We start from the raw sequence: 21,222 nt of genomic DNA on the forward strand, positions 1-21,222 counted from the left end.
CGGCGGCTTTAGACACAGTAGAAGCGGCCGGGCTCGGCAACACGAACAATCCGATGGGACGAGGAGCAGGGACCATGTTGGACTTCCCCAGAGACGGCGACATCGATCCGATCGAAACCGAGGAGTGGCTCGACGCGCTGAGGTCGGTCATCCGCGAGGAGGGTCACGATCGCGCCTGCTTCCTCTTGAGCCGGCTTTCGGAGCAGGCGCGGGCGGTCGGCGTCAACCTGCCGTTCAACGCCAACACCCCCTACCTCAACACCATCCCCCCCGAAGACGAGGAGCGCAATCCGGGGCCGGCCGAGCTGGAATGGCGCATCCGCACCATCATCCGCTGGAACGCCATGGCGATGGTGGTGCGCGCCAATCGCAAGACGACGGAACTGGGCGGCCACATCGCCAGCTTCGCGTCCAGCGCGACGCTCTACGATGTCGGCTTCAACCATTTCTGGCACGCGCCCAGCGAAAGCCACGGCGGCGATCTGGTGTTTCTGCAGGGCCACTCGGCGCCGGGCATCTATGCCCGCGCCTTCATGGAAGGACGGTTGAGCGAGGAACAACTCGACCGCTTCCGCCAGGAGGTCGATGGCGATGGCCTGTCGTCCTACCCCCATCCGTGGCTGATGCCGGAGTTCTGGAAGTTCCCGACCGTCTCCATGGGGCTTGGGCCGATCATGGCCATCTACCAGGCCCGCTTCATGAAGTACATGCACGACCGCGGCATTCTGGACGCCGCGAACCGCAAGGTGTGGGCGTTCATGGGCGACGGCGAGATGGACGAGCCGGAATCCCTCGGCGCCATCGCCCTCGCGGCGCGCGAGCGGCTCGACAACCTGATCTTCGTCATCAACTGCAACCTGCAGCGCCTTGACGGGCCGGTGCGCGGCAACGGCAAGATCATCCAGGAGCTTGAGCGCGACTTCCGCGGCACCGGCTGGAACGTCATCAAGGTGATCTGGGGCACCGGCTGGGACCGGCTTCTGATACGGGATGAAGCCGGGCTGTTGCGCAAGCGCATGGAGGAGTGCGTCGACGGCGAGTATCAGGCCTTCAAGGCCAAGGGCGGCGCCTTCACCCGCGACAACTTCTTCGGCAAGTACCCGGAGTTGAAGGACATGGTCGCCGACATGAGCGACTATGACATCTGGCGCCTCGATCGCGGCGGCCACGACGCCCAGAAGGTCTACGCCGCCTACGCTGCGGCGGTGAAGCACACAGGCCAACCCACCGTCATCCTCGCCAAGACCGTCAAGGGCTATGGCATGGGGGAGGCCGGCGAAGGCCAGAACATCACCCATCAGCAGAAAAAAATGGGCGATAGCGCGCTCCGCGCCTTCCGCGACCGCTTCAAGATTCCGGTTCCGGACGACAAGGTGGGCGAGGCGCCGTACTACCGGCCGGCGGATGACAGCCCCGAAGTCAAGTACGTGCGGGAGCGGCGGGAGGCCCTCGGCGGCTACTTCCCGGTCCGCAAGAACACGGCGGAACCGCTGGAGATCCCGGATCTCGACGCCTTCGAAGCGCAGCTCAAGGACACCGGCGACCGCGAGATTTCAACCACCATGGCTTTCGTCCGCATGCTGACGACGTTGTGCCGCGACAAGAAGATCGGCAAGCATGTCGTGCCCATCGTCGCCGACGAGGCGCGCACCTTCGGCATGGAGAGCCTGTTCCGCCAGCTCGGCATCTACTCCAACGTCGGCCAGCTCTACCGCCCCGAGGACGCCGATCAGCTGCTTTTCTACCGCGAGGACCTGAAGGGTCAGGTGCTGGAGGAAGGAATCAGCGAGGCCGGCTCGATCTCGTCGTGGATGGCGGCCGGCACGTCGTATTCGAACCACGGGATCCCGATGATCCCGTTCTATATTTATTACTCCATGTTCGGCTTCCAGCGGGTCGGCGACCTGGCGTGGGCGGCGGCCGACATGCAGGCGCGCGGCTTCCTGATGGGAGGCACCTCCGGGCGGACGACGCTGGCCGGCGAAGGCCTGCAGCACCAGGACGGGCATAGCCATCTGGCGGCGGCGACCATCCCCAACTGCATCGCCTACGACCCGACGTATTCGTACGAGCTGGCGGTGATCCTGCACGACGGGCTCCGGCGCATGTTCGCCGAGCAGGAGAGCGTTTACTACTACATCACCGTGATGAACGAGAATTACCACCACCCGGCCATGCCCGAAGGCGTCCATGACGGCATCCTCAAGGGCTTGTACCTGCTCAAGGAAGCCGGCGGCGGCAAAGGCGGGCAACGGGTGCAGTTGCTCGGCTGCGGCACCATCCTCCGCGAGGTGATTGCCGGCGCCGAACTGCTGGAACAGGACTTTGGCATCGCCGCCGACGTCTGGAGCGTCACCAGCTTCAACGAGCTGCGCCGCGACGGCATCAGCGTCGATCGCCACAACATGCTCCACCCGGAGGCGGAGCCCAGGACGCCTTACGTCGCCGACTGTCTCAACGGCCGCGACGGGCCGGTGGTGGCGGCGACCGACTACATGCGCACCTTCCCGGAGCAGATCCGGCCGTGGCTCACCTCCCGCTACCTGACCCTCGGCACCGACGGCTTCGGGCGCTCCGATACCCGCGCCCAGCTTCGCAAGTTCTTCGAGGTCGACCGCCGCTACGTCGCTGTCGCCGCCCTGAAGGCGCTCGCCGACGACGGCGCCGTTCCGGCGTCCAAGGTCGCCGAGGCGATCAAGAAATACGACATCAATCCCGACGCTCCGGACCCGTGGACGGTGTAATCCACGCGCTCAAGATGACGAGGTTTCTTCTTAGTCAAATCAGCATCTCGCCCTGAGCATGCGGAAGGGCGAGCCCGCGTTTGCGGGGAGCAGGAAAAACAGGGAGAAGACGGAATGGCGGGCGTGCAGGAGGTGCTGGTTCCCGATATCGGCGACTTCAAGGACGTGGAGATCATCGAGGTCCTGATCACTCCGGGTCAGGAGGTCAGCAAGGACGAGCCGCTGATCACCCTCGAGAGCGAAAAGGCCAGCATGGAGGTGCCGTCGCCTGGCGACGGAACGGTGGCCGAGGTCAAGGTCGCGGTCGGCGACAAGGTTTCCGAGGGCTCGTTGATTTGCACCCTCGAGGCGGGCGAAGGCGCCGATGCGGCGCCCGCGGACGAGGGCGAACGGGCCCAAGATGCCGGGGAGCCGGACGTGAAGGAAGCCGCGGAAGAGAAGCCTGCCGCAATGTCGGAAAAACCGGAAAAGCCGGAAAAGCCGGCCGAGGCACCCGCGGAGAGACCGGAAACGCCGACCGTAGCGGAACGGCCGGCCAAAAAGGCGGAAGAGCCTGCGGAGCCGGCGCAGGGCATCGCCGCCGACATCGACGAGGAGGGGTTCACCAAGGCCCACGCCAGCCCGTCGGTGCGCCGCTTCGCCCGCGAACTCGGCGCCGACCTCGGGCAGATCAAGGGCAGCGGCCCCAAGGGGCGGGTCCTCAAGGAAGACGTGCAGGCATTCGTCAAGGGCGCACTGTCGCAACCGCGCGCGGAAGCGGCGGCTCCCGGCGCTGCGCCGGCTGCGGCGCCCGCAGCGGCCCCCGAAGGGGCGATGACGGTTGCCAAGTGGCCGTCACTCGATTTCGGACCCTTCGGCGAGACCGAGGAAAAGCCGCTCTCCAAGATCAAGCGCCTGTCGGGCGCCGGCCTCCATCGCAACTGGGTGGTGATCCCGCACGTCACCCACCACGAGGAGGCGGACGTCACCGAGCTCGAAGCGTTCCGCAAGGAGATGAACGAGGAGGCCAAGGCGCAGGGCTTCCGCCTGACCATGGTGGCGTTCCTGTTGAAGGCGTCGGTGTCGGCGCTCCGCCAGTTCCCGGACTTCAACGCTTCCCTCGGCGCGGACGGAACAACGCTGATCCTCAAGAAGTATGTCCACATCGGCGTCGCCGTCGACACGCCGGAGGGCCTGGTGGTGCCGGTGATCCGCGACGTCGACCGCAAGGGCGTGTTCGAGCTGGCCCGGGAACTGGGCGAGATTAGCGAAAAGGCGCGGGCGCGGAAGCTCGGCCCCAACGACATGGCCGGCGGCTGCTTTACGATCTCCAGCCTCGGCGGCATCGGCGGGGTCGGTTTCACGCCGATCATCAATGCGCCGGAGGTGGCCATCCTCGGCGTGACGCGGGCGCGGCTGCGGCCGGTGGAGCGGGACGGGGCGTTCGTGCCGCGGCTCATGGTGCCGTTGTCGCTGTCCTACGACCACCGCGTCATCGATGGCGCCGCGGCGGCTCGCTTCTCGGCCCACCTCGCCTACGTGCTTGGCGACGTGCGGCGGCTGATGCTGTAGCGGCGCGCCGACCCGGGCGCCATCAAGGTCAATCGGAACCAGAAGGGATGCGGCGATGAACGCCATCCAGGACGTCAAAGTCCCCGACATCGGCGACTTCAAGGACGTGGAGATCATCGAGGTCGGAATTGCTCCGGGACAGCAGATCAACACCGACGACCCGCTGATCACGCTCGAGAGCGACAAGGCCAGCATGGAAGTGCCGTCGCCGATCTCGGGCACGGTCATGGAAGTACGGGTCGCGGTCGGCGACAAGGTCTCCAAGGGCTCGCTGGTCTGTACCGTCGAGGTGGGCGACGCGGCCGTGCCGGAACCGCCATCGCCGGACGGCGAGCAGGAGACGGATGTGGAGCCGTCGCGTTCGGCGCCGGCGTCCGCTGCCGCTTCCAAGCCGCAGCAGCCCGCCGCTGCGTCCCAGCCGCAGCAGCCCGCCGCTGCGTCCCAGCCGCAGCAGCCCGCCAAGCCGCAGCAGCCCGCCAGGCAGGCTCCCAAGCCGGCGCCGAAGCCGGCCGCACGCGCGGCGGAACGGGGCGACATCCACGCCGAGGTGCTTGTCCTGGGCTCCGGTCCCGGCGGCTACACCGCCGCCTTCCGCGCCGCCGATCTCGGCCTCAAGACGGTGCTGGTGGAACGCTATGCGAGCCTCGGCGGCGTCTGCCTCAACGTCGGCTGCATTCCCTCCAAGGCGCTGCTGCACGCCGCCAAGGTCATCGCCGAGACCAAGGATATGGGCGCGCACGGACTGACGTTTGCGCCCCCGCAAATCGACCTCAAGAAGCTCGGCGGCTGGAAGGACTCGGTTGTCGCCAAGCTCACCAACGGCCTCGGCGGCCTCGCGAAGCAGCGCAAGGTAGAGGTGGTGCAGGGGGTTGGCATTTTCGCGTCTCCCAACACGCTCGCCGTGGAAACGAGCAACGGCCGCAAGGTGGTGTCATTCGACCAGGCGATCATCGCCGCCGGCTCACAGGTCGCCAAGATTCCCGGCTTCCCGATGGACGACCCCAGGGTCATGGATTCGACCGACGCGCTGCTGCTGGAGGAGATCCCGAAGCGCCTCCTGATCGTCGGTGGCGGCATCATCGGGCTTGAGATGGCGACCGTTTACTCCGAACTCGGCTCCGAGATCACGGTGGTGGAAATGCTCGACACCCTGATGCCCGGCGCCGACAAGGACATCGTCAAGCCCTTCCACAAGCACGTGGAAAAGCGCTACGCCAACATCTTCCTGAAGACCAAGGTCGCCAGGATGGAGGCGACGCCGAAGGGCATCAAGGTCGCCTTCGAGGGCGACAAGGCGCCGAAGGAAGACACCTTCGACCGGGTGCTGGTGGCGGTCGGCCGCACCCCCAACGGCAAATTCATCAACGCGGAGGCCGCCGGTGTCGAGGTCGACCAGCGCGGCTTCATCCCGGTCGACAAGCAACTCCGCACCAACGTCCCCCACATCTTTGCCATCGGCGACATCTGCGGCCACCCCATGCTCGCCCACAAGGCGACACACGAGGGCAAGACGGCGGCGGAGGTCTGCGCCGGCCGCAACAGCGCCTTCGACGCCCGGGTCGTTCCGTCCGTCGCCTACACGGATCCCGAGGTGGCGTGGGTCGGCGTCACCGAGGAGGAGGCCAAGGCGCAGAAGATCAAGTACGGCAAGGGCGTGTTCCCGTGGGCGGCGAGCGGCCGGTCGCTCGGCCTCGGCCGCGACGAGGGCCTGACCAAGCTGATCTTCGACGAGGAGACCGAGCGGGTGATCGGCGCCGGCATCGTCGGCCCCAGCGCCGGCGACCTGATCGCGGAAGCCGCGCTCGCCATCGAGATGGGCTGCGATGCCGCCGACATCGGCCTCACCATCCATCCCCACCCGACCCTGTCCGAGACTGTGGCGTTCGCGGCCGAGGCATACGAGGGCACCATCACCGACCTCTACATGCCGAAGAAGAAAAGGTGACGCTGACGGCAGGACGTCGCCCGCGAACTGGAAGCCCGCCTGCACTCGCAGGGACTATCGGTCCGCCTGTTCGGCATCCAGTTCCGTCAGCTTCCTGCGGATGGCAAGGATGTCCCGCCAGGCGAGCCGCTTCTGCGCCGGTGACCGCAGCAGGTATGCCGGGTGGAACGTGACGGTCGCCTGTGCCGGACGGGAGAGGCCCAGCGATTGCAGGGGGAACCAGCGGCCACGGAGCTTGGTGACCCCGTCGGTGCGGCCGAGCAGTGTCTGCGAGGCAGGACCGCCCAGCGCCACCACCACCTCGGGATCGACAAGCTCCAGCAATCGCCGCAGGAACGGCTGACACGCCGCCGTCTCGGCCTGGCTGGGCGGACGGTTGCCGGGCGGTCGCCAGAACACGGTGTTGGTGATCAGCACGTGGCGCTCGTCGAGCCCGACCGACTGCAGCATCCGGTCGAGCAATTGTCCGCTGGGCCCGACGAACGGCAGCCCGCGGCGGTCTTCCTCCGCTCCCGGCGCTTCGCCGACCAGAACGATCCGCGCTTGCGCCGACCCGCGCTCGACGACCAGGTTGGTCGCGGTTCGCTTCAACGCACAGCCTTCGAACGCTTCCAAGGCCGCACGGATGTCGTCGATGCTGGCGGCGTCCTCAACGGCGTGGATCGCGTCGCTGACGGCGCGTTCGGTCGCCGGGCTCGGCGCGGCGGGTGGCATCGCCGGACGGACCGTCGGGCGCGACGGCGGGGGGGCCGGATCGCGGCGAAGTGGAATGCTTGGCGGCGGAGCGGGGTCCGTCGAGGATTGTGCAGCAGCACCCGGGCTGTCCTGTAGAGCGTAGCGGTCGACGGCGTGCTCGCCGATGGTCTCGTCAACGCCGGCCTGCACGTACCAGGTCATCAGCGATACCGCGGGATGGGAGGGCTCAGGCTGCATCGCTGCAGCATATCACCGATGATCCGGCGCCTCACAGGAAACGGGACGCGCGAGAACCGCATGCTATACTCACTCCCCCGCCGGCGGGATCAGGCGCCGGAAGGGGCGCAGAACGCAACGCAGGACGGGGAAGGAGGACCACATGGACCGGGAAGCAATGGAATTCGACGTCGTCATCGTTGGCGGCGGACCGTCCGGGCTGTCTGCTGGCGATCCGCCTGATGCAGCTTGCAGAGGAGAAGGGACGGGAGCTGACGGTGTGTCTGGTGGAGAAGGGCTCCGAAATCGGCGCGCACATCCTGTCCGGCGCCGTGGTCGAGCCGCGGACGCTGGAGGAGTTCATCCCGGACTGGAAGGACAAGGGCGCGCCGCTCAACACCCCTGCGACGGACGATTACTTCCTCTATTTGACCGCCAAGCGCTCGATCCGCCTGCCGACCCCGCCGCAGATGCACAACCACGGCAACTACATCGTCAGCCTCGGCAACGTGTGCCGCTGGCTTGGCGAACAGGCGGAGGCGGTGGGCGTCGAGATCTTTCCGGGCTTCGCGGCGGCGGAGGTGCTCTACGACGACGATGGCCGCGTGTGCGGGGTCGCGACCGGCGACATGGGCGTCGGCAAGGAGGGCGAACACACCGAAAATTATCAGCCGGGCGTGGAACTGCGCGCCAAGCCAGACCCTGTTCGCCGAGGGCGTGCGCGGCTCGCTGACCAAGACGCTGTTCGAGCGCTTCCGCCTGCGCGATGGCGTCGATCCGCAGACCTACGGCATCGGCATCAAGGAACTGTGGGAGATCGACCCGGCCAAGCACCAGGCGGGCAAGATCGTCCACACCGTCGGCTGGCCGCTGGACGCCAGCACCTACGGCGGCTCTTCCTCTATCATCTGGAGAACAGCAGGTGGCGGTCGGTTTCGTCGTCGGTCTCGACTACCGCAACCCCTATCTCAGTCCTTTCGACGAGATGCAGCGGTTCAAGACCCATCCGGCGATCCGTCCGATCTTCGAGGGCGGCCGCCGGATCTCCTACGGAGCCCGCGCATTGGCCGAAGGCGGCTTCCAATCGATCCCCAAGCTGGTTTTCCCGGGCGGCGCCCTGATCGGCGACAGCGCCGGCTTGCTCAACGTGCCCAAGATCAAGGGCACCCATACGGCGATGAAGTCGGGTCTGGTCTGCGCCGAGGCGGTATTCAATGCGCTCGCTGACGATGCGCCGCCGGCGGTGGTGTCGGCCTACCCCGAAGCGCTGAAGAAAAGCTGGGTGTGGGACGAGCTCTACAAGGTGCGCAACATCAAGCCGTCGTTTCACTGGGGGATGTATGCCGGCATCGCCTACTCGGCGATCGACACGTACGTGCTGCGCGGCAAGGCGCCGTGGACATTCGGTCACAAGCCCGACCATACCCAGCTTCGCAAGGCGGCCGACAGCAAGCCGATCGCCTACCCCAAACCGGACGGGGTGATCACCTTCGACAAGCTGTCATCGGTGTTCCTTTCCAGCACCAACCACGAAGAGAACCAACCGTCGCACCTGACGCTGAGGGACAAGACCGTGCCGGTCAACGTCAACCTCGCCGAGTACGCAGGGCCGGAACAACGCTACTGCCCGGCGGGAGTCTATGAATTCGTGGAAGAGGGAGGTAGCATGCGCCTGCAGATCAACGCGCCGAACTGCGTGCATTGCAAGACCTGCGACATCAAGGACCCGACGCAGAACATCAACTGGGTGGTCCCGGAAGGCGGCGGCGGCCCGAACTACCCGAACATGTAGAACTCCACAAACATGTGAGAGGCCTTTGACCATCTCCTCCCTCGGACCGGAGAGCCTGCGCCCCAAGGCTCCCGGCAGACTCAAGCGCATGGCCGCAATCGCGGTCGTTGCCGCAGGGCTGTCCGCCTGTACCCTGGGCGATGCCCGTGGGGAAGCTCAGGACCGTGTCGACGCCGAGGCCATCACCCTCGGCGAGTCGTGGACCGGCAACTTCCTCGCCGCCGGCCATGCCCAGGCTCGGCGCGACTACGCCGCGAGCGCCGATCTTCTGTTGGCCGCCGCGGAAGAAGGGTCGGCGGATCGAGCGCTGCTCCAGCGCACCCACTTCGTCCTGGTGATGGATGGACGCGTGGAGGATGCGGCTCGGATCGCGCGCCAGCTTGGGGAGGTGGGCCATGACGGCCCGCTCCCTGTCCTCACTCTTGCTGCCGAGGCGCTTCGCAGCGGCCGCCCGGCGGAGGCCGAGGCGCAGTTGCAGAAGCTGCCGACGGCGTCTGTGCACGGCATCTTGCGGCCGGTGATGATGGCGTGGACCCTGCACGAGTTGGGTCGGACGCAGGACGCCCTGACCGCCCTGGAGCCGCTCGAGGAGAGCGAACGAACCGAAGGGCTTTACCATCTCCATGCGGCGCTGCTGAACGCGGCCAACGGAAATGTCGATGCCGCTGCCGAGCACTACCGCACGGCGACGCCGGAAGAGGGCGCCTTGTCGCTGCGCGTGGTCCAGCTCGCCGGCGCCTTCTACGAGCGGACGGGCCGTGCGGAGGAGGCCGCTAGCCTTTACCGCCGTTATCAGCAGGAGCAGCCGGGATCCGAGTTGCTGACGCCGGCCCTGGAACGCCTGGCGGCAGGGGAGGCGCCTCCTCCGCCCATGACGACGGCCGTGGAGGGGGCGGCTGAAGCCCTGTTTAGCGTCGCCAGCAGCCTGTCGCGCCAGAGCGCCGACGAATCCGGTCTGGCGCTGGCGCGCATCGGCCTTTACCTGCGGCCCGATTTTCCGGCGCTGCAGGTGTTGACGGCGCAGATCCTGGAGGGCTTCGGCCGATTCGAAGACGCCAACCACGCGTACCGCCAAGTCGATCCATCTGCCAGCCTGGCATGGCATGCGCGGCTGGGGATCGCGGGCAACCTTGCCCGCCTCGATCGACCGGAGGAGGCCGAGGCGTTGCTGCGCGAAATGAGCGCCGAGCGCCCGGACGATCCGCAGCCGCTGATCGAATTGGGCGATATCCAGCGGCGCGGGGAGTCGTTCGAGGAGGCGGCGAAGTCCTATGATGCAGCGTTCAAGCGGATACCGGAGGTCGGCCCGCAGCATTGGGGGATTCTTTACGCCCGCGGCATCGCCTTCGAGCGCAGCGGCCAGTGGGATCGGGCCGAGGCGGACTTCCTGAAGGCGCTCGAGTTCCAGCCCGACCAGCCGTTGGTGCTCAATTACCTCGGCTACTCGTGGGTGGAGCAGGGCCGCCACCTGGAACGCGCGCTCGGGATGATCGAAAAGGCGGTGTCGCTGCGCCCCGAGGATGGATATATCGTCGACAGCCTAGGGTGGGCGCACTACCGCCTCGGCAACTTCGAACAGGCGATCACACATCTGGAACAGGCCGTCGAGCTGCAACCCGGCGATCCGACCATCAACGATCACCTTGGCGATGCCTATTGGCAGGTCGGCCGCCAGCGCGAGGCGCGGTTCCAGTGGCGCGCCGCCCTGGCCCTCGACCCCGAACCGGACGCCCGCGCCGAGATCGAAGAGAAGCTCAAGCGCGGGCCGGTCCGTGAGGCGAACGCCGCCACGAAGTGAACATCGGGGTTATGGGGCACCGCCGTGGACGCTCCTTTCACCGCGGTTGCGCGGGCGAAGCTCAACCTCTACCTCCACGTCGTCGGACGTCGCGCCGACGGATACCACCTCCTCGACACCCTCGTCGCCTTCGCCGGCATTGGCGACACCGTCGCGGTGCGACCGGCCCACACGCTCGCCCTGATCGTCGACGGGCCGTTCGCCAATGCTGTCCCGACGGGCGACGACAATTTGGTCCTGCGAGCGGCACGGGCCCTTGCCGCCGCGGCGGGCGTTGCGCCGCGGGCGGAGATCCGCCTGACCAAGACCCTGCCGGTGGCGTCCGGAATCGGCGGCGGCTCCGCCGACGCGGCCGCGGCCCTCAAGTTGCTGTCCTCCCTATGGGATCTCGATGCCGGGCGCCGCACATTGCGGGAGGTCGCCGCAACATTGGGCGCCGACGTGCCGATGTGCCTCGAGGCGCACCCGGTCTTCGCCGGCGGCATCGGCGCCGATGTGACCTTGGCGCCGGCGTTGCCGCCGGTGTGGGTGGTCCTGGTCAACGCCGGCGCGCCCGTCCTGACGGCGGCCGTCTACCGGCGGCGGGCCGGCCCGTTCTCGACCGCGGATCGCTTCACGGAGGTGCCAGCCGATGCGGCGGTCCTCGCGGGCTTGTTGGCGACCCGCCGCAACGACCTGACCGGGCCTGCTTTGGCGGAGTGCCCGGTCATCGCCGACGTGCTCGCCGCACTGGAGGCCTCGCCCGGCACGCTGCTTGCCCGCATGAGCGGCAGCGGCGGCACCTGCTTCGCCATCTTCGCCACGGATGCCGAAGCAGCCGCCGCCTCCCGCAACCTCGCCGCAGCCCATCCCCGTTGGTGGATCGCCGCCGCTCCCCTTGTCGGATCGTCGCGGCGATGACGCCTGCTTTCGTCGTGCCGGCGTGGCGGCGTCGGCCGGCGAGCGGATGATACGGAGGTTGGCGAACCCGTTCCCGTCACGGCATGCGCAGCGCGCTCCGGTACGCCCCGGCAGGGCGGTCGAGAAGACCCTGCAATCGAGCCGCCGCGGTCCGCGCAAACCGCACCGTGACGGCCTTGCGACGGGCGGCGTTCATGGCGTGCTCCGGCGCGTCGCGGACGACGGCGCCCTGGAAGGCGTCGGCGACGACGATGCCGACATCGTCGGGCAACACGTGCCTCGGAAATTCCGGCGCGACGGCGAAGTAGAACCGGTCGCAGTAGGGGCGATACTCTCGCCACTTGCCGTCGGATCGATAATCGGCGACGGATGCCTTGACCTCGATGACCGCGATCCCGCCGGCACGGTCTACCGCCGCCACATCGACCCGCCGGCGGTTGCCGAGGGGCAACTCGACCACCACCCGATAGCCGATGTCACTGAACAGACGGCACACCCCGCGGGTGATGCCGGCACTTGCCGCGGCCGGGCGGGTCTCCTCCAAACCTTCCGCGGGAACGACCAGACCCGCGACAGAGCCGCCGTTGTTCATCAATGGTTCCGACATGCCGCCGTTGTACGCGGTCCGGCGCACCGCTTCAAGCCGCAAAGCTGCGAAGGCCGGGGCGGCGTTCGAGGGAAAGCGGTTCGGCGTGTTTCTTGACGCTTCCGGCGTCGTGCCTTAGGTTCCCAGGCCTGCATTTGCATGCTGTTGGCCGGACGCACAGCGCGAACACGAAGGCTGATTGGTGTCCCGGTCGGTCGCACATCGGAAAAAACCATTGGGCGGGAATCCATGACTGACACCCAGCTGAACTTCACTGAAGACTTCCCCCGGCCGTCCTACGACGAGTGGGTCGCGGAGGTGGAAAAGGCGCTCAAGGGCGCGCCCTTCGACAAGAAAATGCTCAACAAGTCCTACGAAGGGTTCACCATTCGACCGATCTATACGCGTCAGGACTGGCCGGCTGATGGGGATCCTTCTGGGTTCCCGGGCGCCATGCCGTTCACCCGCGGCGGCCGCGCGGCCGGCAACCGGGTTGACAACTGGGACGTCCGGCAGTTCTACGCCGATGCCGAACCGAAGATTTGCAACGAAGAGATCCTCAACGAGCTCGAGCGCGGCGTCACCTCCCTAGAGCTGCGTTTCGATCAAGCGGGGCGCGCCGGGCTCGACGCCGATGCCGCGGACGCCGAGGCGCTTGTCGGCCGGGACGGCGTCGCCATGTACACGGTCGACGATCTCGACATGGTGCTGACCGGGGTCGAACTCGACCTCGTGCCGATCTCGGTTCAGGCCGGGCCTCAGTTCCTGCCGGCGGCGGCCTTATTGTCCGGGTTGTGGGAGCGGCGCGGTGTCTCGGGGGACAAGGCACAGGGCGAATTCAACGCCGATCCCATCAGCACCCTTGCTGCCTCAGGCTCTCTGCCATGCGCGCTCGACACCGCGCTCGCCCAGATGGCAGACCTAGCGGCATACACCGCCAAGACGTATCCGCGCGTACGCGCCGTCGGCGTCGACTCGAGCCCCTACAACGGCGCCGGCGCCAACGAGGCGCAGGACCTGGCGATCTCGATGGCGACGGCTGTCGCCTACCTCCGTGCCATGGCCAGCGCCGGCATGGACATCGACACTGCCTGCCGGCAAATGATGTTTACGTACTCGCTCGGATGCGACCAGTTTCTCGGCATCTGCAAGCTCCGCGCCGCCCGCAAGCTGTGGTCGCGGGTTGCCGAAGCCTGTGGCGCCAGCGAGGAGGCGCGCGCCATGCGCATCCACGCCAAGACGGCCGAGCGCATCATGACCCAGCGGGATCCGTGGGTGAACATGTTGCGCACCACGGTGATGTGTTTCTCGGCGGCTGCCGGCGGCGCCGATACCATCACCGTTCTGCCCTACAACGCCATGCTCGGGCTCCCGGACACCCTCGCCCGCCGCGTCGCCCGCAACACCCAGATCATCCTCGCCGAGGAGTCCAACGTGGCCAAGGTGGTCGATCCCGGCGGCGGCTCCTGGTATATCGAGACCCGCACCGACGAGCTGGCGCGTGCGGCGTGGGCGGAATTCCAGGAGATCGAGAAGGGCGGCGGCATCATCGGGGTGCTGAAGGACGGCTCTCTGGCCGGCAAGATCGCTGCCTCCTACGCTGAACGCGAGAAGAACCTGGCGCGGCGCAAGGAGGCCCTCACCGGCGTCAACGAATTCCCCAATATCCACGAAAAACTGCCGGAGCTGCGTAAGCCGGATCTGACCGACTGCCGCAAGGGAGCAACGGATCGCCTCAAGGCTGGCCGCGATGCGAACACAGGCGCTGCGGGCGCGGTCAAGTCTCTGGCCGACGCCGACGCCGGCGCTAAAGCCGAGGCCGCCGTCGCCGCGGCCAAGGCCGGCGTCACCATCGGCGCCATGGCGAAGGTGCTGGCGGGCGATGCGGTATCGCTCGAGCCCTTGCCGGAGCGGCGTATCGCCTCGGCGTTCGAGGCGCTCCGCGACGCCAGCGACGCCTACAAGGAGAAGCACGGAGCGTTCCCGAAGATCTTTCTCGCCAACCTGGGGCCGATCGCCAGGCACACGGCGCGCGCCACCTTTGCCAAGAACTTCTTCGAGGTCGGCGGCATCGAGGCGGTGACCAACACGGGCTTCAAGGATGCAGAAGCGTGCGCCGCAGCGTTCAAGGACTCGGGCGCCCGCATCGCCATTATCTGCTCGGCCGACCCGATCTACGAGGAGATGGTGCCCACGCTGGCGCCCGCGCTCAAGGAGGCCGGGTGCGACTACCTGTTCCTCGCCGGCGCCCCCGGCGACAAGAAGGACGCCTACAAGCAGGCGGGCGTCGATGATTTCGTCTTCATGGGTGGCGACGTGCTCGGCACGCTGCGCAGCACCCTCTCGCGGCTGGGAGTGATCTGAACATGACCACCACCATTCCTGATTTCACCACGCTCCACCTCGATCCCGGCAATCAACCGGCCGGCCGGAACGGCGGCTATCAGGCCTGGGCCGAGCGCTTCAAGCACGAGACCGGCAAGTCTCCGGACGAGTTCCTGTGGGAAACGCCGGAGCGCATCGGCGTCAAGCCGCTGTATCATGCCAAGGACCTGGAGGGTCTCGACCACCTCGACACCATGCCGGGGATCCCGCCCAATCTCCGCGGACCGTACTCGACCATGTATGTCACCCGGCCGTGGACCATCCGCCAGTACGCCGGCTTCTCGACGGCGAAGGACTCCAACGCCTTCTACCGCCGCAACCTCGCCGCCGGGCAGAAGGGCCTCTCCATCGCCTTCGACCTCGCGACCCACCGCGGCTACGACTCCGACCACCCGCGCGTCGCCGGCGACGTCGGCATGGCCGGGGTGGCGATCGACTCCATCAAGGACATGCGGGTGCTGTTCGACGGCATCCCGCTCGATCAGATGAGCGTGTCGATGACCATGAACGGCGCCGTGCTGCCGATCCTGGCGCTCTACATCGTCGCCGCCGAGGAGCAGGGGGTGCCGCCGGAGCAGCTCTCCGGGACCATCCAGAACGACATCCTCAAGGAGTTCATGGTCCGCAACACCTACATCTACCCGCCGGCGCCCTCGATGCGGATCATCTCCGACATCTTCGCCTACACCTCCCAGAAGATGCCCAAGTTCAACTCGATCTCGATCTCCGGCTACCACATGCAGGAAGCCGGGGCGACCGCCGACCTGGAGCTGGCCTACACCCTGGCCGACGGCGTCGAATATGCGCGCGCCGGGATGAAAGCGGGGCTCACCATCGACCAGTTCGCGCCGCGGCTGTCGTTCTTCTGGGCGATCGGCATGAACTTCTTCATGGAGATCGCCAAGATGCGCGCCGCCCGCATGCTTTGGGCCAAGCTGATCAAGCAGTTCGACGCGAAGAACAGCAAGTCGCTGGCGCTCCGCACCCACTCGCAGACCTCCGGCTGGAGCCTCACTGCCCAGGACGTCTACAACAACGTCGTGCGCACCTGCGTCGAGGCGATGGCGGCGACCCAGGGCCACACCCAGTCGCTGCACACCAACGCGCTCGACGAGGCGCTGGCGCTGCCGACCGACTTCTCCGCCCGCATCGCCCGCAACACCCAGCTGTTCCTGCAGCAGGAGAGCGGCACCACCCAGGTCATCGACCCGTGGGGCGGCAGCTACTACGTCGAGCGGCTGACCCGCGACCTCGCCGAGAAGGCGTGGGAGCACATCCGCGAGGTCGAGGAAACTGGCGGCATGGCCAAGGCCATCGAGGCCGGCATCCCGAAGATGCGCATCGAGGAGGCGGCGGCCCGCACCCAGGCGCGCATCGACTCCGGCCGGCAGACCGTCGTCGGCGTCAACAAGTACATTCTCGAGCAGGAGGACAAGGTCGAGGTCCTGAAGGTCCAGAACGCCGAGGTCCGCCGTCAGCAGATCGCGCAGATTGAAGAGCTGCGTGGCGAACGCGATCAGAGCGAGGTCGAGCAGAAGCTGCAGGCGCTGACCAAATCCGCCGAGACCGGCGCAGGCAACCTTCTTGCCCTCGCCGTCGACGCCGCCCGCGCCAAATGCACGGTGGGCGAGATCTCCGACGCGCTCGAGAAGGTGTACGGCCGGCACAAGGCGGAAATTCGCAAGATCTCCGGAGTCTACAGAGGAGAGATGGGCGTGAAGGCAGATGCCGTTGCCAAGGTGCAAGCGGTGGTCGAGGAGTTCGAGAAGAACGACGGCCGTCGCCCGCGTCTCCTGGTCGCCAAGGTCGGCCAGGACGGCCACGACCGCGGCCAGAAGGTGATCGCCAGCGCCTTCGCGGACCTCGGCTTCGACGTCGACATCGGGCCCCTGTTCCAGACGCCGGACGAGGTTGCCCGTCAGGCCGTCGAAAACGACGTGCACATCATCGGCGTGAGTTCGCTGGCGGCGGGGCATCTCACCCTGGTGCCGCTGCTGCAACAGGCGTTGACGGAGCTGGGCCGCGACGACATCCTGATCGTCGTCGGCGGCGTCATCCCGCCGCAGGACTACGAGACCCTCTACGACATGGGGGTCGCGGCGGTGTTCGGGCCGGGAACGGTCATCGGCGATGCAGCTTTGGCACTGATGAAAAGGCTCAACGAATTGCTGGGATACGCGCCGAGCAAGGCGGCCTGAGCCCATGTCCACGGCAGAGGCAGCCGGCTCCACCACCACACACGCTACCGCCCGCGCCGCCACCGCACGACCGGCCGCCCGCGCTCCGGCGCGGGCGGCGCTCACCATCGACGATTACGTGGGCGGGGTGCTGAACGGCAACCGGTCGATGCTGGGGCGCACCATCACCGTCATCGAGAGCCGCAGCGAACGGCATCGGGAGATGGCGCAGGAGATCCTCCTGCGCCTGCTCCGGCATCTTCGCGACATTCCCGACGAAGATCGCGCCATTCGGATCGGTATCACCGGCGTGCCGGGCGTCGGCAAGAGCACGTTCATCGAGGCGCTCGGCTGCAACCTGACCCGGGCCGAGAAGAAGGTCGCGGTGCTGGCGGTCGATCCGTCCAGCACCATCTCCGGCGGCAGCATCCTGGGCGACAAGACACGGATGCAGGATCTGTCGGTCGAGCCCAATGCTTTCGTGCGGCCGTCCCCCTCGGCCGGCACCCTGGGCGGCGTGACCCGCGCCACCCGGGCAACGCAGGTGGTGTGCGAGGCGGCGGGCTACAACGTGATCCTGGTGGAGACTGTCGGCGCCGGCCAGAACGAGGTCGCCGTCGCTGACATGACCGACTTCTTCCTGGTGTTGACCTTGCCCGGCGCCGGCGACGAGTTGCAGGGCATCAAGAAGGGCGTCCTGGAACTGGCCGACATGATCGCCGTCAACAAGGCCGACGGCGACAACGAGATTCGCGCCAAGCAGGCGGCGGTGCATTACCGCAACGCCCTCAAGATCATGAAACACACCAGCCCCAACTGGAGCCCGCCCGTGGTGCTGTGCAGCGCCATCAGCGGCCTGGGGCTCGACACGCTGTGGTCGCGCATCGAAGAGCACAAGGCGATCATGACCAAGAGCGGCGAGCTGGGGGAGAAGCGCCGCAAGCAGCGCGTCGGGTGGCTGTGGGCGATGCTGGAGGACCGGCTGATGACCTCGCTCAAGACCCACCCGAAGGTGGTCGACCTGCTGCCGGCGGTGAAGCGCGACGTCGCGGAAGGCAAGCTTACGGTGACCCTCGGCGTCGAGACGATCCTCAAGGCGTATCACAGCACCGACCGCTGAGCGGCAGGCCGCCGTCCGGTCAGGCGGTGCGGAGTTCCTGGTCCCAGGCGAGGAGTTCGTGGCGCAAGGCGTCGTAGCGCGCGCCGATCGCCGTCCCCAGGAGCGGGTCCTCCTGGTCCGTGATGCGCGCCCGGATGTGCCGCCAGTCCTCGTCTCTGAGCGATTTCAGCGCGGCCGGAAATAGCAGCCGCTCCTCCTTGGCCATGTGCTCACGCTGGCAGGTGATGAAGCTCTGCAGCCAGAAGCCGAGCGTCTCGCGTCCATCAGGATCGCCGAAGCCGGCCTGGACCGACTGCGCGAATTCCCGGGTCCGGGCGGCGATCTCCTCATGCTCGCTCTGCAGGTCGCCGAAGGCCCGCGCGGCGGCCGGATCCCGTTGCCGGAGCCGCTGAAAGATCAGGTCCTCCTTGGGATGGTGGTAGAGGTCCGGATAACTCTGGAAATAGTCGGCGGCCGCCTCCATGATGTCGGCATTGAGGGATTGGTCGGCGGCGAGTCTGGCCCATTGGCGCTCGAGAATTGCGAGGAGCTGCGCGATGTTGAAGTGTTCGATGCGCAGCGCCTGGATGACCTCGGACATGCCCGGTTCCCGTCGTTTACCGAAGCGGCGTTGTGAGAATAAACGACGCAGAGGTAGAATATCCACTGAATAAACGCCACCCACAGATTACAAGCCGGAGCCTGCTTGGCGAAGACCGTATCGTCGCGCCGGTTCAGTCGCCGCTGTCATCGTCATTATCCGGCAGCCCCTTGTCGCCATGTCGGCTGTAGCCCCGTTTGCCCTTGCGCGGGTCGACCCGCCGCATGCGGAAACGGGGACTGGCCAGCGCCGCTGCCGCCGGGTTGCGCCGCTTCGGCGGCTTCCGCTTTTTGCGTTTTCTCATCGCGCCGTCGTCCCCTTCAGCTCGCGCACGTCGCTCAATCGCCGACCATGTTCGACAGGCCGCTGAGGCGGCGGGCGGTACCGAAATCGATGCGACCGGTGACACGCGAGGGACGGAAGTGCCGCTGGAACGCCTTCAACGCCTGAACCCGATCGCACGTATCGTAGCCGTAGTTTCCAAGGCCGCGGATCACCTCGTCCCAGTCCATCATGCATATGCTCCCATCGTCGGGCCACAGGCCGATGCCCGACGCCGCCAGCCGCGCCCAGTCGAACAGCTCCCCCGGGTCCGACTTCCGCGTCGGCGCCACGTCGGAATGGCCGACGACGTTGCGTGCCGGAATGGGATGGCGGCGGATGATGTCGCCGGCGAGGTCCTCGAGCGCCTGCATCTGCGCGCCGGTGAACGGGCGGTAGCCGAACTCGTGCCCGGGATTGACCAGTTCGATGCCGATCGACCGGTCATTGATGTTCGTACATCCGCGCCACGAGGCGACGCCGGCGTGCCAGGCGCGGCGATGTTCCGCAACGAGTTCAATGACCGATCCATCTTCATCGATCAGGTAGTGGGCGCTGACCTTGGCGGCGGGGTCGCAGAGGCGCTCGATGGCGGCGGCCGCCGTCGTCATGCCGGTGTAGTGGATCACCAGCATGTCGATGGCCGCGTCATCCGGCCGGTCGTCCGCGTTCGGCGAATGGCGAACCATTGGTGTCATGGCTGAGAGGCTTGGACTCTCCTCGCGCCGAGGAACTGGATCATGGCGACGCCGGCGATGGTGACTACGCCGCCGATGATGATGCGCACATTCAGCGGCTCGTCGAGCACGGCGACCGCCAACAGCACCGCGAGCACCGGCGACAGCAACGTCAAGGGCACCACCCGGTTCATCTCGTACTTGCCGATCAGGTAGTACCACAGACCATAGCCGGCAATCGATGCGCCCAAAGCCATGTAGGCCATGGCCGCCCAGGCCCGCCAGTCGGCGTTGGCCATTGCGGCGAACTGGCTGTCCTCGATCACCAGCGACGCCAGGAACAACTGCGGCGCCGCCAGCAGCGCCACCCAGGCGTTGAGGTTGAACACGTTGATGGGACCCAGCCGCTTGATGGTGACATTGGCGGCTGCCCAGGCGAAGGCGCCGGCGACGACCAGGATGAGATGGGGAATGCTCGGATCCCGCGTCGGATCCCCGGCGAGGACGTAGACGCCGACGAACGCCACCACCAGGCCGACGAGCTGCAACGGGCCCATCCGTTCGCGATAGACGATCCAGGCGAGCAGGGAGCTGAACGGCACGGTGAGCTGGAGAGCGATGGCCGCCGGCCCGGCGTCGACGCCCTGCAGCCCCACGAACAGGAGCCCGAAGTGGAAGCCGCCGAGGACGACGGACACGGCAATCACCCACGGCCAGCGCCGTCCTGGCCAGCGCAGAAACGGCGACAGCATGACCGCCACCAGCGCGAACCGCAGGGCGAGCAGCATCAGCGCCGGGATCTGCGTCACCCCGATCTTGGCCGCGACGAAGTTGAACGCCCAGATAAGGATGACGGAAAACGCGGCGCCCAGATCGAGCGGCGTCATCGCGCCGACCGCCGTCGAGGCGGGCGTGGCCCGCGCCATATCCGGCACCTAACGCAGGCCCCGCTGCTTCTCGATTTTGTCATAAGAGGCGTTGATCATCGCCATGCGTTCGTTGGCGAGATCCATGAACTCCTGCGGCAGGCCCTGCGCCGACAGCTTGTCCGGGTGGTTCTCCTGGATCAGCTTGCGGTATGCCCGCTTGATATCGTCGTTGGAGGCATCGCGGCGGACACCGAGAATGTCGTAGGGGTCGGGGTCGGTGGAAGCCATGAACATGGTGCGCACCCGCTCGAACGCCTGGGCGTTCAGCCCGAACATGTCCGAGACGCGGCGGAGGTAGGAGAGCTCGGCGGGGTGGACATCGCCGTCCGCCTTGGCGATGTGGAACAGGCCGGAGAGCAGTTCCTCCAGCACCGCCGGCTCGTTGCGGAACATCAAACCCACCTGGCGCGCGTACGGCTCGAAGCCGCCGGCGTCCTTCTTCGCCATGTCGAAGATGCGCCCGACGTTCTTCACCTCGTGGGGCGGGATGTGGAACACCTCCTTGAACGCGTCGACTTCGGCGCGGGTGACCGCCCCGTCGGCCTTGGCCATCTTGGCGCCGAGGACGATGACGGCGACCGTGAACGCCACTTGGCGGGTGCCCTGCTCCGGCTCCTCCACCTCGACGCTGAGGCTGGTCGCGGTTTCTTCCCGGATCTTGTCGACGGCATGACCCGCGACGGCGCCGATCAGCGCGCCCAGCGGCCCGCCCAGCGCAAATCCGGCGACGCCCCCGATGATCTTTCCCCAGATGCTCATGGACCTTGTGTTCATTGCCTAAGCGCCCGCCACCATACCCGCTTGC

General features: G+C 67.1%; 15 protein-coding genes and 1 pseudogene. 9 read left to right on the top strand and 7 right to left on the bottom strand.

Going from position 1 to position 21,222, the window contains the following annotated elements:
• The first annotated feature begins 74 nt into the window (after positions 1-74).
• From aceE to lpdA, 3 genes are all read left to right on the top strand, one after another.
• Positions 75-2,744: a pyruvate dehydrogenase (acetyl-transferring), homodimeric type gene (gene aceE / locus IPM60_09075; GenBank protein ID MBK8908044.1), complete on the top strand. Its 2,670-nt coding sequence runs from the start codon at positions 75-77 to the stop codon at positions 2,742-2,744.
• A gap of 114 nt (positions 2,745-2,858) precedes the next feature.
• The gene (locus tag IPM60_09080; GenBank protein ID MBK8908045.1) at positions 2,859-4,295 is read left to right on the top strand and encodes a dihydrolipoyllysine-residue acetyltransferase; all 1,437 of its coding nucleotides are present in this window, start codon (positions 2,859-2,861) and stop codon (positions 4,293-4,295) included.
• Between the two features lie 55 nt (positions 4,296-4,350).
• Positions 4,351-6,240: a dihydrolipoyl dehydrogenase gene (lpdA, locus tag IPM60_09085; GenBank protein MBK8908046.1), complete on the top strand. Its 1,890-nt coding sequence runs from the start codon at positions 4,351-4,353 to the stop codon at positions 6,238-6,240.
• Between the two features lie 54 nt (positions 6,241-6,294).
• On the opposite strand, the gene IPM60_09090 is transcribed toward lpdA, so the two are convergent.
• Positions 6,295-7,173, bottom strand: a complete 879-nt coding sequence (locus IPM60_09090) for a uracil-DNA glycosylase (protein MBK8908047.1) — start codon at positions 7,171-7,173, stop codon at positions 6,295-6,297.
• Positions 7,174-7,315: 142 nt separating this feature from the next.
• Between IPM60_09090 and IPM60_09095 the strand changes: the two are divergent.
• From IPM60_09095 to IPM60_09105, 3 genes and pseudogenes are all read left to right on the top strand, one after another.
• A pseudogene (locus tag IPM60_09095) lies at positions 7,316-8,944 on the top strand (electron transfer flavoprotein-ubiquinone oxidoreductase).
• 25 nt (positions 8,945-8,969) lie between these two features.
• Entirely contained in the window at positions 8,970-10,742 is a 1,773-nt protein-coding gene (locus IPM60_09100) for a tetratricopeptide repeat protein (protein MBK8908048.1), read from the top strand.
• A 24-nt stretch (positions 10,743-10,766) separates the two neighbouring features.
• Positions 10,767-11,642: a 4-(cytidine 5'-diphospho)-2-C-methyl-D-erythritol kinase gene (locus IPM60_09105; protein MBK8908049.1), complete on the top strand. Its 876-nt coding sequence runs from the start codon at positions 10,767-10,769 to the stop codon at positions 11,640-11,642.
• A gap of 76 nt (positions 11,643-11,718) precedes the next feature.
• On the opposite strand, the gene IPM60_09110 is transcribed toward IPM60_09105, so the two are convergent.
• Positions 11,719-12,234: an MmcB family DNA repair protein gene (locus tag IPM60_09110; protein MBK8908050.1), complete on the bottom strand. Its 516-nt coding sequence runs from the start codon at positions 12,232-12,234 to the stop codon at positions 11,719-11,721.
• Between the two features lie 243 nt (positions 12,235-12,477).
• Between IPM60_09110 and IPM60_09115 the strand changes: the two genes are divergently transcribed.
• Genes IPM60_09115 through meaB form a run of 3 tightly spaced genes read left to right on the top strand, consistent with a single transcriptional unit; the run spans position 12,478 to position 17,910 of the window.
• A complete protein-coding gene (locus IPM60_09115; protein MBK8908051.1) occupies positions 12,478-14,592 on the top strand; it encodes a methylmalonyl-CoA mutase small subunit in 2,115 nt (704 codons plus the stop codon).
• A gap of 2 nt (positions 14,593-14,594) precedes the next feature.
• Entirely contained in the window at positions 14,595-16,811 is a 2,217-nt protein-coding gene (gene scpA / locus IPM60_09120) for a methylmalonyl-CoA mutase (protein ID MBK8908052.1), read from the top strand.
• Positions 16,812-16,815: 4 nt separating this feature from the next.
• Positions 16,816-17,910, top strand: coding sequence for a methylmalonyl Co-A mutase-associated GTPase MeaB (meaB, locus tag IPM60_09125; GenBank protein ID MBK8908053.1), 1,095 nt, complete (start codon positions 16,816-16,818; stop codon positions 17,908-17,910).
• Positions 17,911-17,929: 19 nt separating this feature from the next.
• Here the strand turns inward: meaB and IPM60_09130 are convergent, their stop codons facing one another.
• From IPM60_09130 to IPM60_09150, 5 genes are all read right to left on the bottom strand, one after another.
• Positions 17,930-18,490: a hemerythrin domain-containing protein gene (locus IPM60_09130; GenBank protein ID MBK8908054.1), complete on the bottom strand. Its 561-nt coding sequence runs from the start codon at positions 18,488-18,490 to the stop codon at positions 17,930-17,932.
• Positions 18,491-18,623: 133 nt separating this feature from the next.
• Positions 18,624-18,794 carry a hypothetical protein gene (locus IPM60_09135; protein MBK8908055.1) on the bottom strand — a complete coding sequence of 57 codons (171 nt, stop codon included), beginning with the start codon at positions 18,792-18,794 and terminating at the stop codon, positions 18,624-18,626.
• Between the two features lie 34 nt (positions 18,795-18,828).
• Entirely contained in the window at positions 18,829-19,509 is a 681-nt protein-coding gene (locus tag IPM60_09140) for an N-acetylmuramoyl-L-alanine amidase (protein MBK8908056.1), read from the bottom strand.
• Entirely contained in the window at positions 19,506-20,414 is a 909-nt protein-coding gene (locus IPM60_09145) for an EamA family transporter (GenBank protein MBK8908057.1), read from the bottom strand. Before IPM60_09145 ends, IPM60_09140 begins: the two co-directional genes overlap by 4 nt.
• A gap of 9 nt (positions 20,415-20,423) precedes the next feature.
• Entirely contained in the window at positions 20,424-21,176 is a 753-nt protein-coding gene (locus tag IPM60_09150) for a TerB family tellurite resistance protein (protein ID MBK8908058.1), read from the bottom strand.
• Positions 21,177-21,222 lie beyond the last annotated feature (46 nt).

Source organism: Rhodospirillales bacterium (assembly GCA_016710335.1).
GTDB lineage: Bacteria > Pseudomonadota > Alphaproteobacteria > Rhodospirillales > Defluviicoccaceae > JADJXQ01.

Excerpts from the sequence above, each read along its gene's own strand:
- IPM60_09135 (MBK8908055.1), bottom strand. The coding sequence starts at position 18,794 with ATGAGAAAACGCAAAAAGCGGAAGCCGCCGAAGCGGCGCAACCCGGCG.
- IPM60_09130 (MBK8908054.1), bottom strand. The coding sequence starts at position 18,490 with ATGTCCGAGGTCATCCAGGCGCTGCGCATCGAACACTTCAACATCGCG.
- meaB (MBK8908053.1), top strand. The coding sequence starts at position 16,816 with ATGTCCACGGCAGAGGCAGCCGGCTCCACCACCACACACGCTACCGCC.
- IPM60_09090 (MBK8908047.1), bottom strand. The coding sequence starts at position 7,173 with ATGCAGCCTGAGCCCTCCCATCCCGCGGTATCGCTGATGACCTGGTAC.
- scpA (MBK8908052.1), top strand. The coding sequence starts at position 14,595 with ATGACCACCACCATTCCTGATTTCACCACGCTCCACCTCGATCCCGGC.
- IPM60_09115 (MBK8908051.1), top strand. The coding sequence starts at position 12,478 with ATGACTGACACCCAGCTGAACTTCACTGAAGACTTCCCCCGGCCGTCC.
- IPM60_09110 (MBK8908050.1), bottom strand. The coding sequence starts at position 12,234 with ATGAACAACGGCGGCTCTGTCGCGGGTCTGGTCGTTCCCGCGGAAGGT.
- IPM60_09145 (MBK8908057.1), bottom strand. The coding sequence starts at position 20,414 with ATGGCGCGGGCCACGCCCGCCTCGACGGCGGTCGGCGCGATGACGCCG.
- IPM60_09150 (MBK8908058.1), bottom strand. The coding sequence starts at position 21,176 with ATGAGCATCTGGGGAAAGATCATCGGGGGCGTCGCCGGATTTGCGCTG.
- IPM60_09080 (MBK8908045.1), top strand. The coding sequence starts at position 2,859 with ATGGCGGGCGTGCAGGAGGTGCTGGTTCCCGATATCGGCGACTTCAAG.
- aceE (MBK8908044.1), top strand. The coding sequence starts at position 75 with ATGTTGGACTTCCCCAGAGACGGCGACATCGATCCGATCGAAACCGAG.
- IPM60_09140 (MBK8908056.1), bottom strand. The coding sequence starts at position 19,509 with ATGACACCAATGGTTCGCCATTCGCCGAACGCGGACGACCGGCCGGAT.
- lpdA (MBK8908046.1), top strand. The coding sequence starts at position 4,351 with ATGAACGCCATCCAGGACGTCAAAGTCCCCGACATCGGCGACTTCAAG.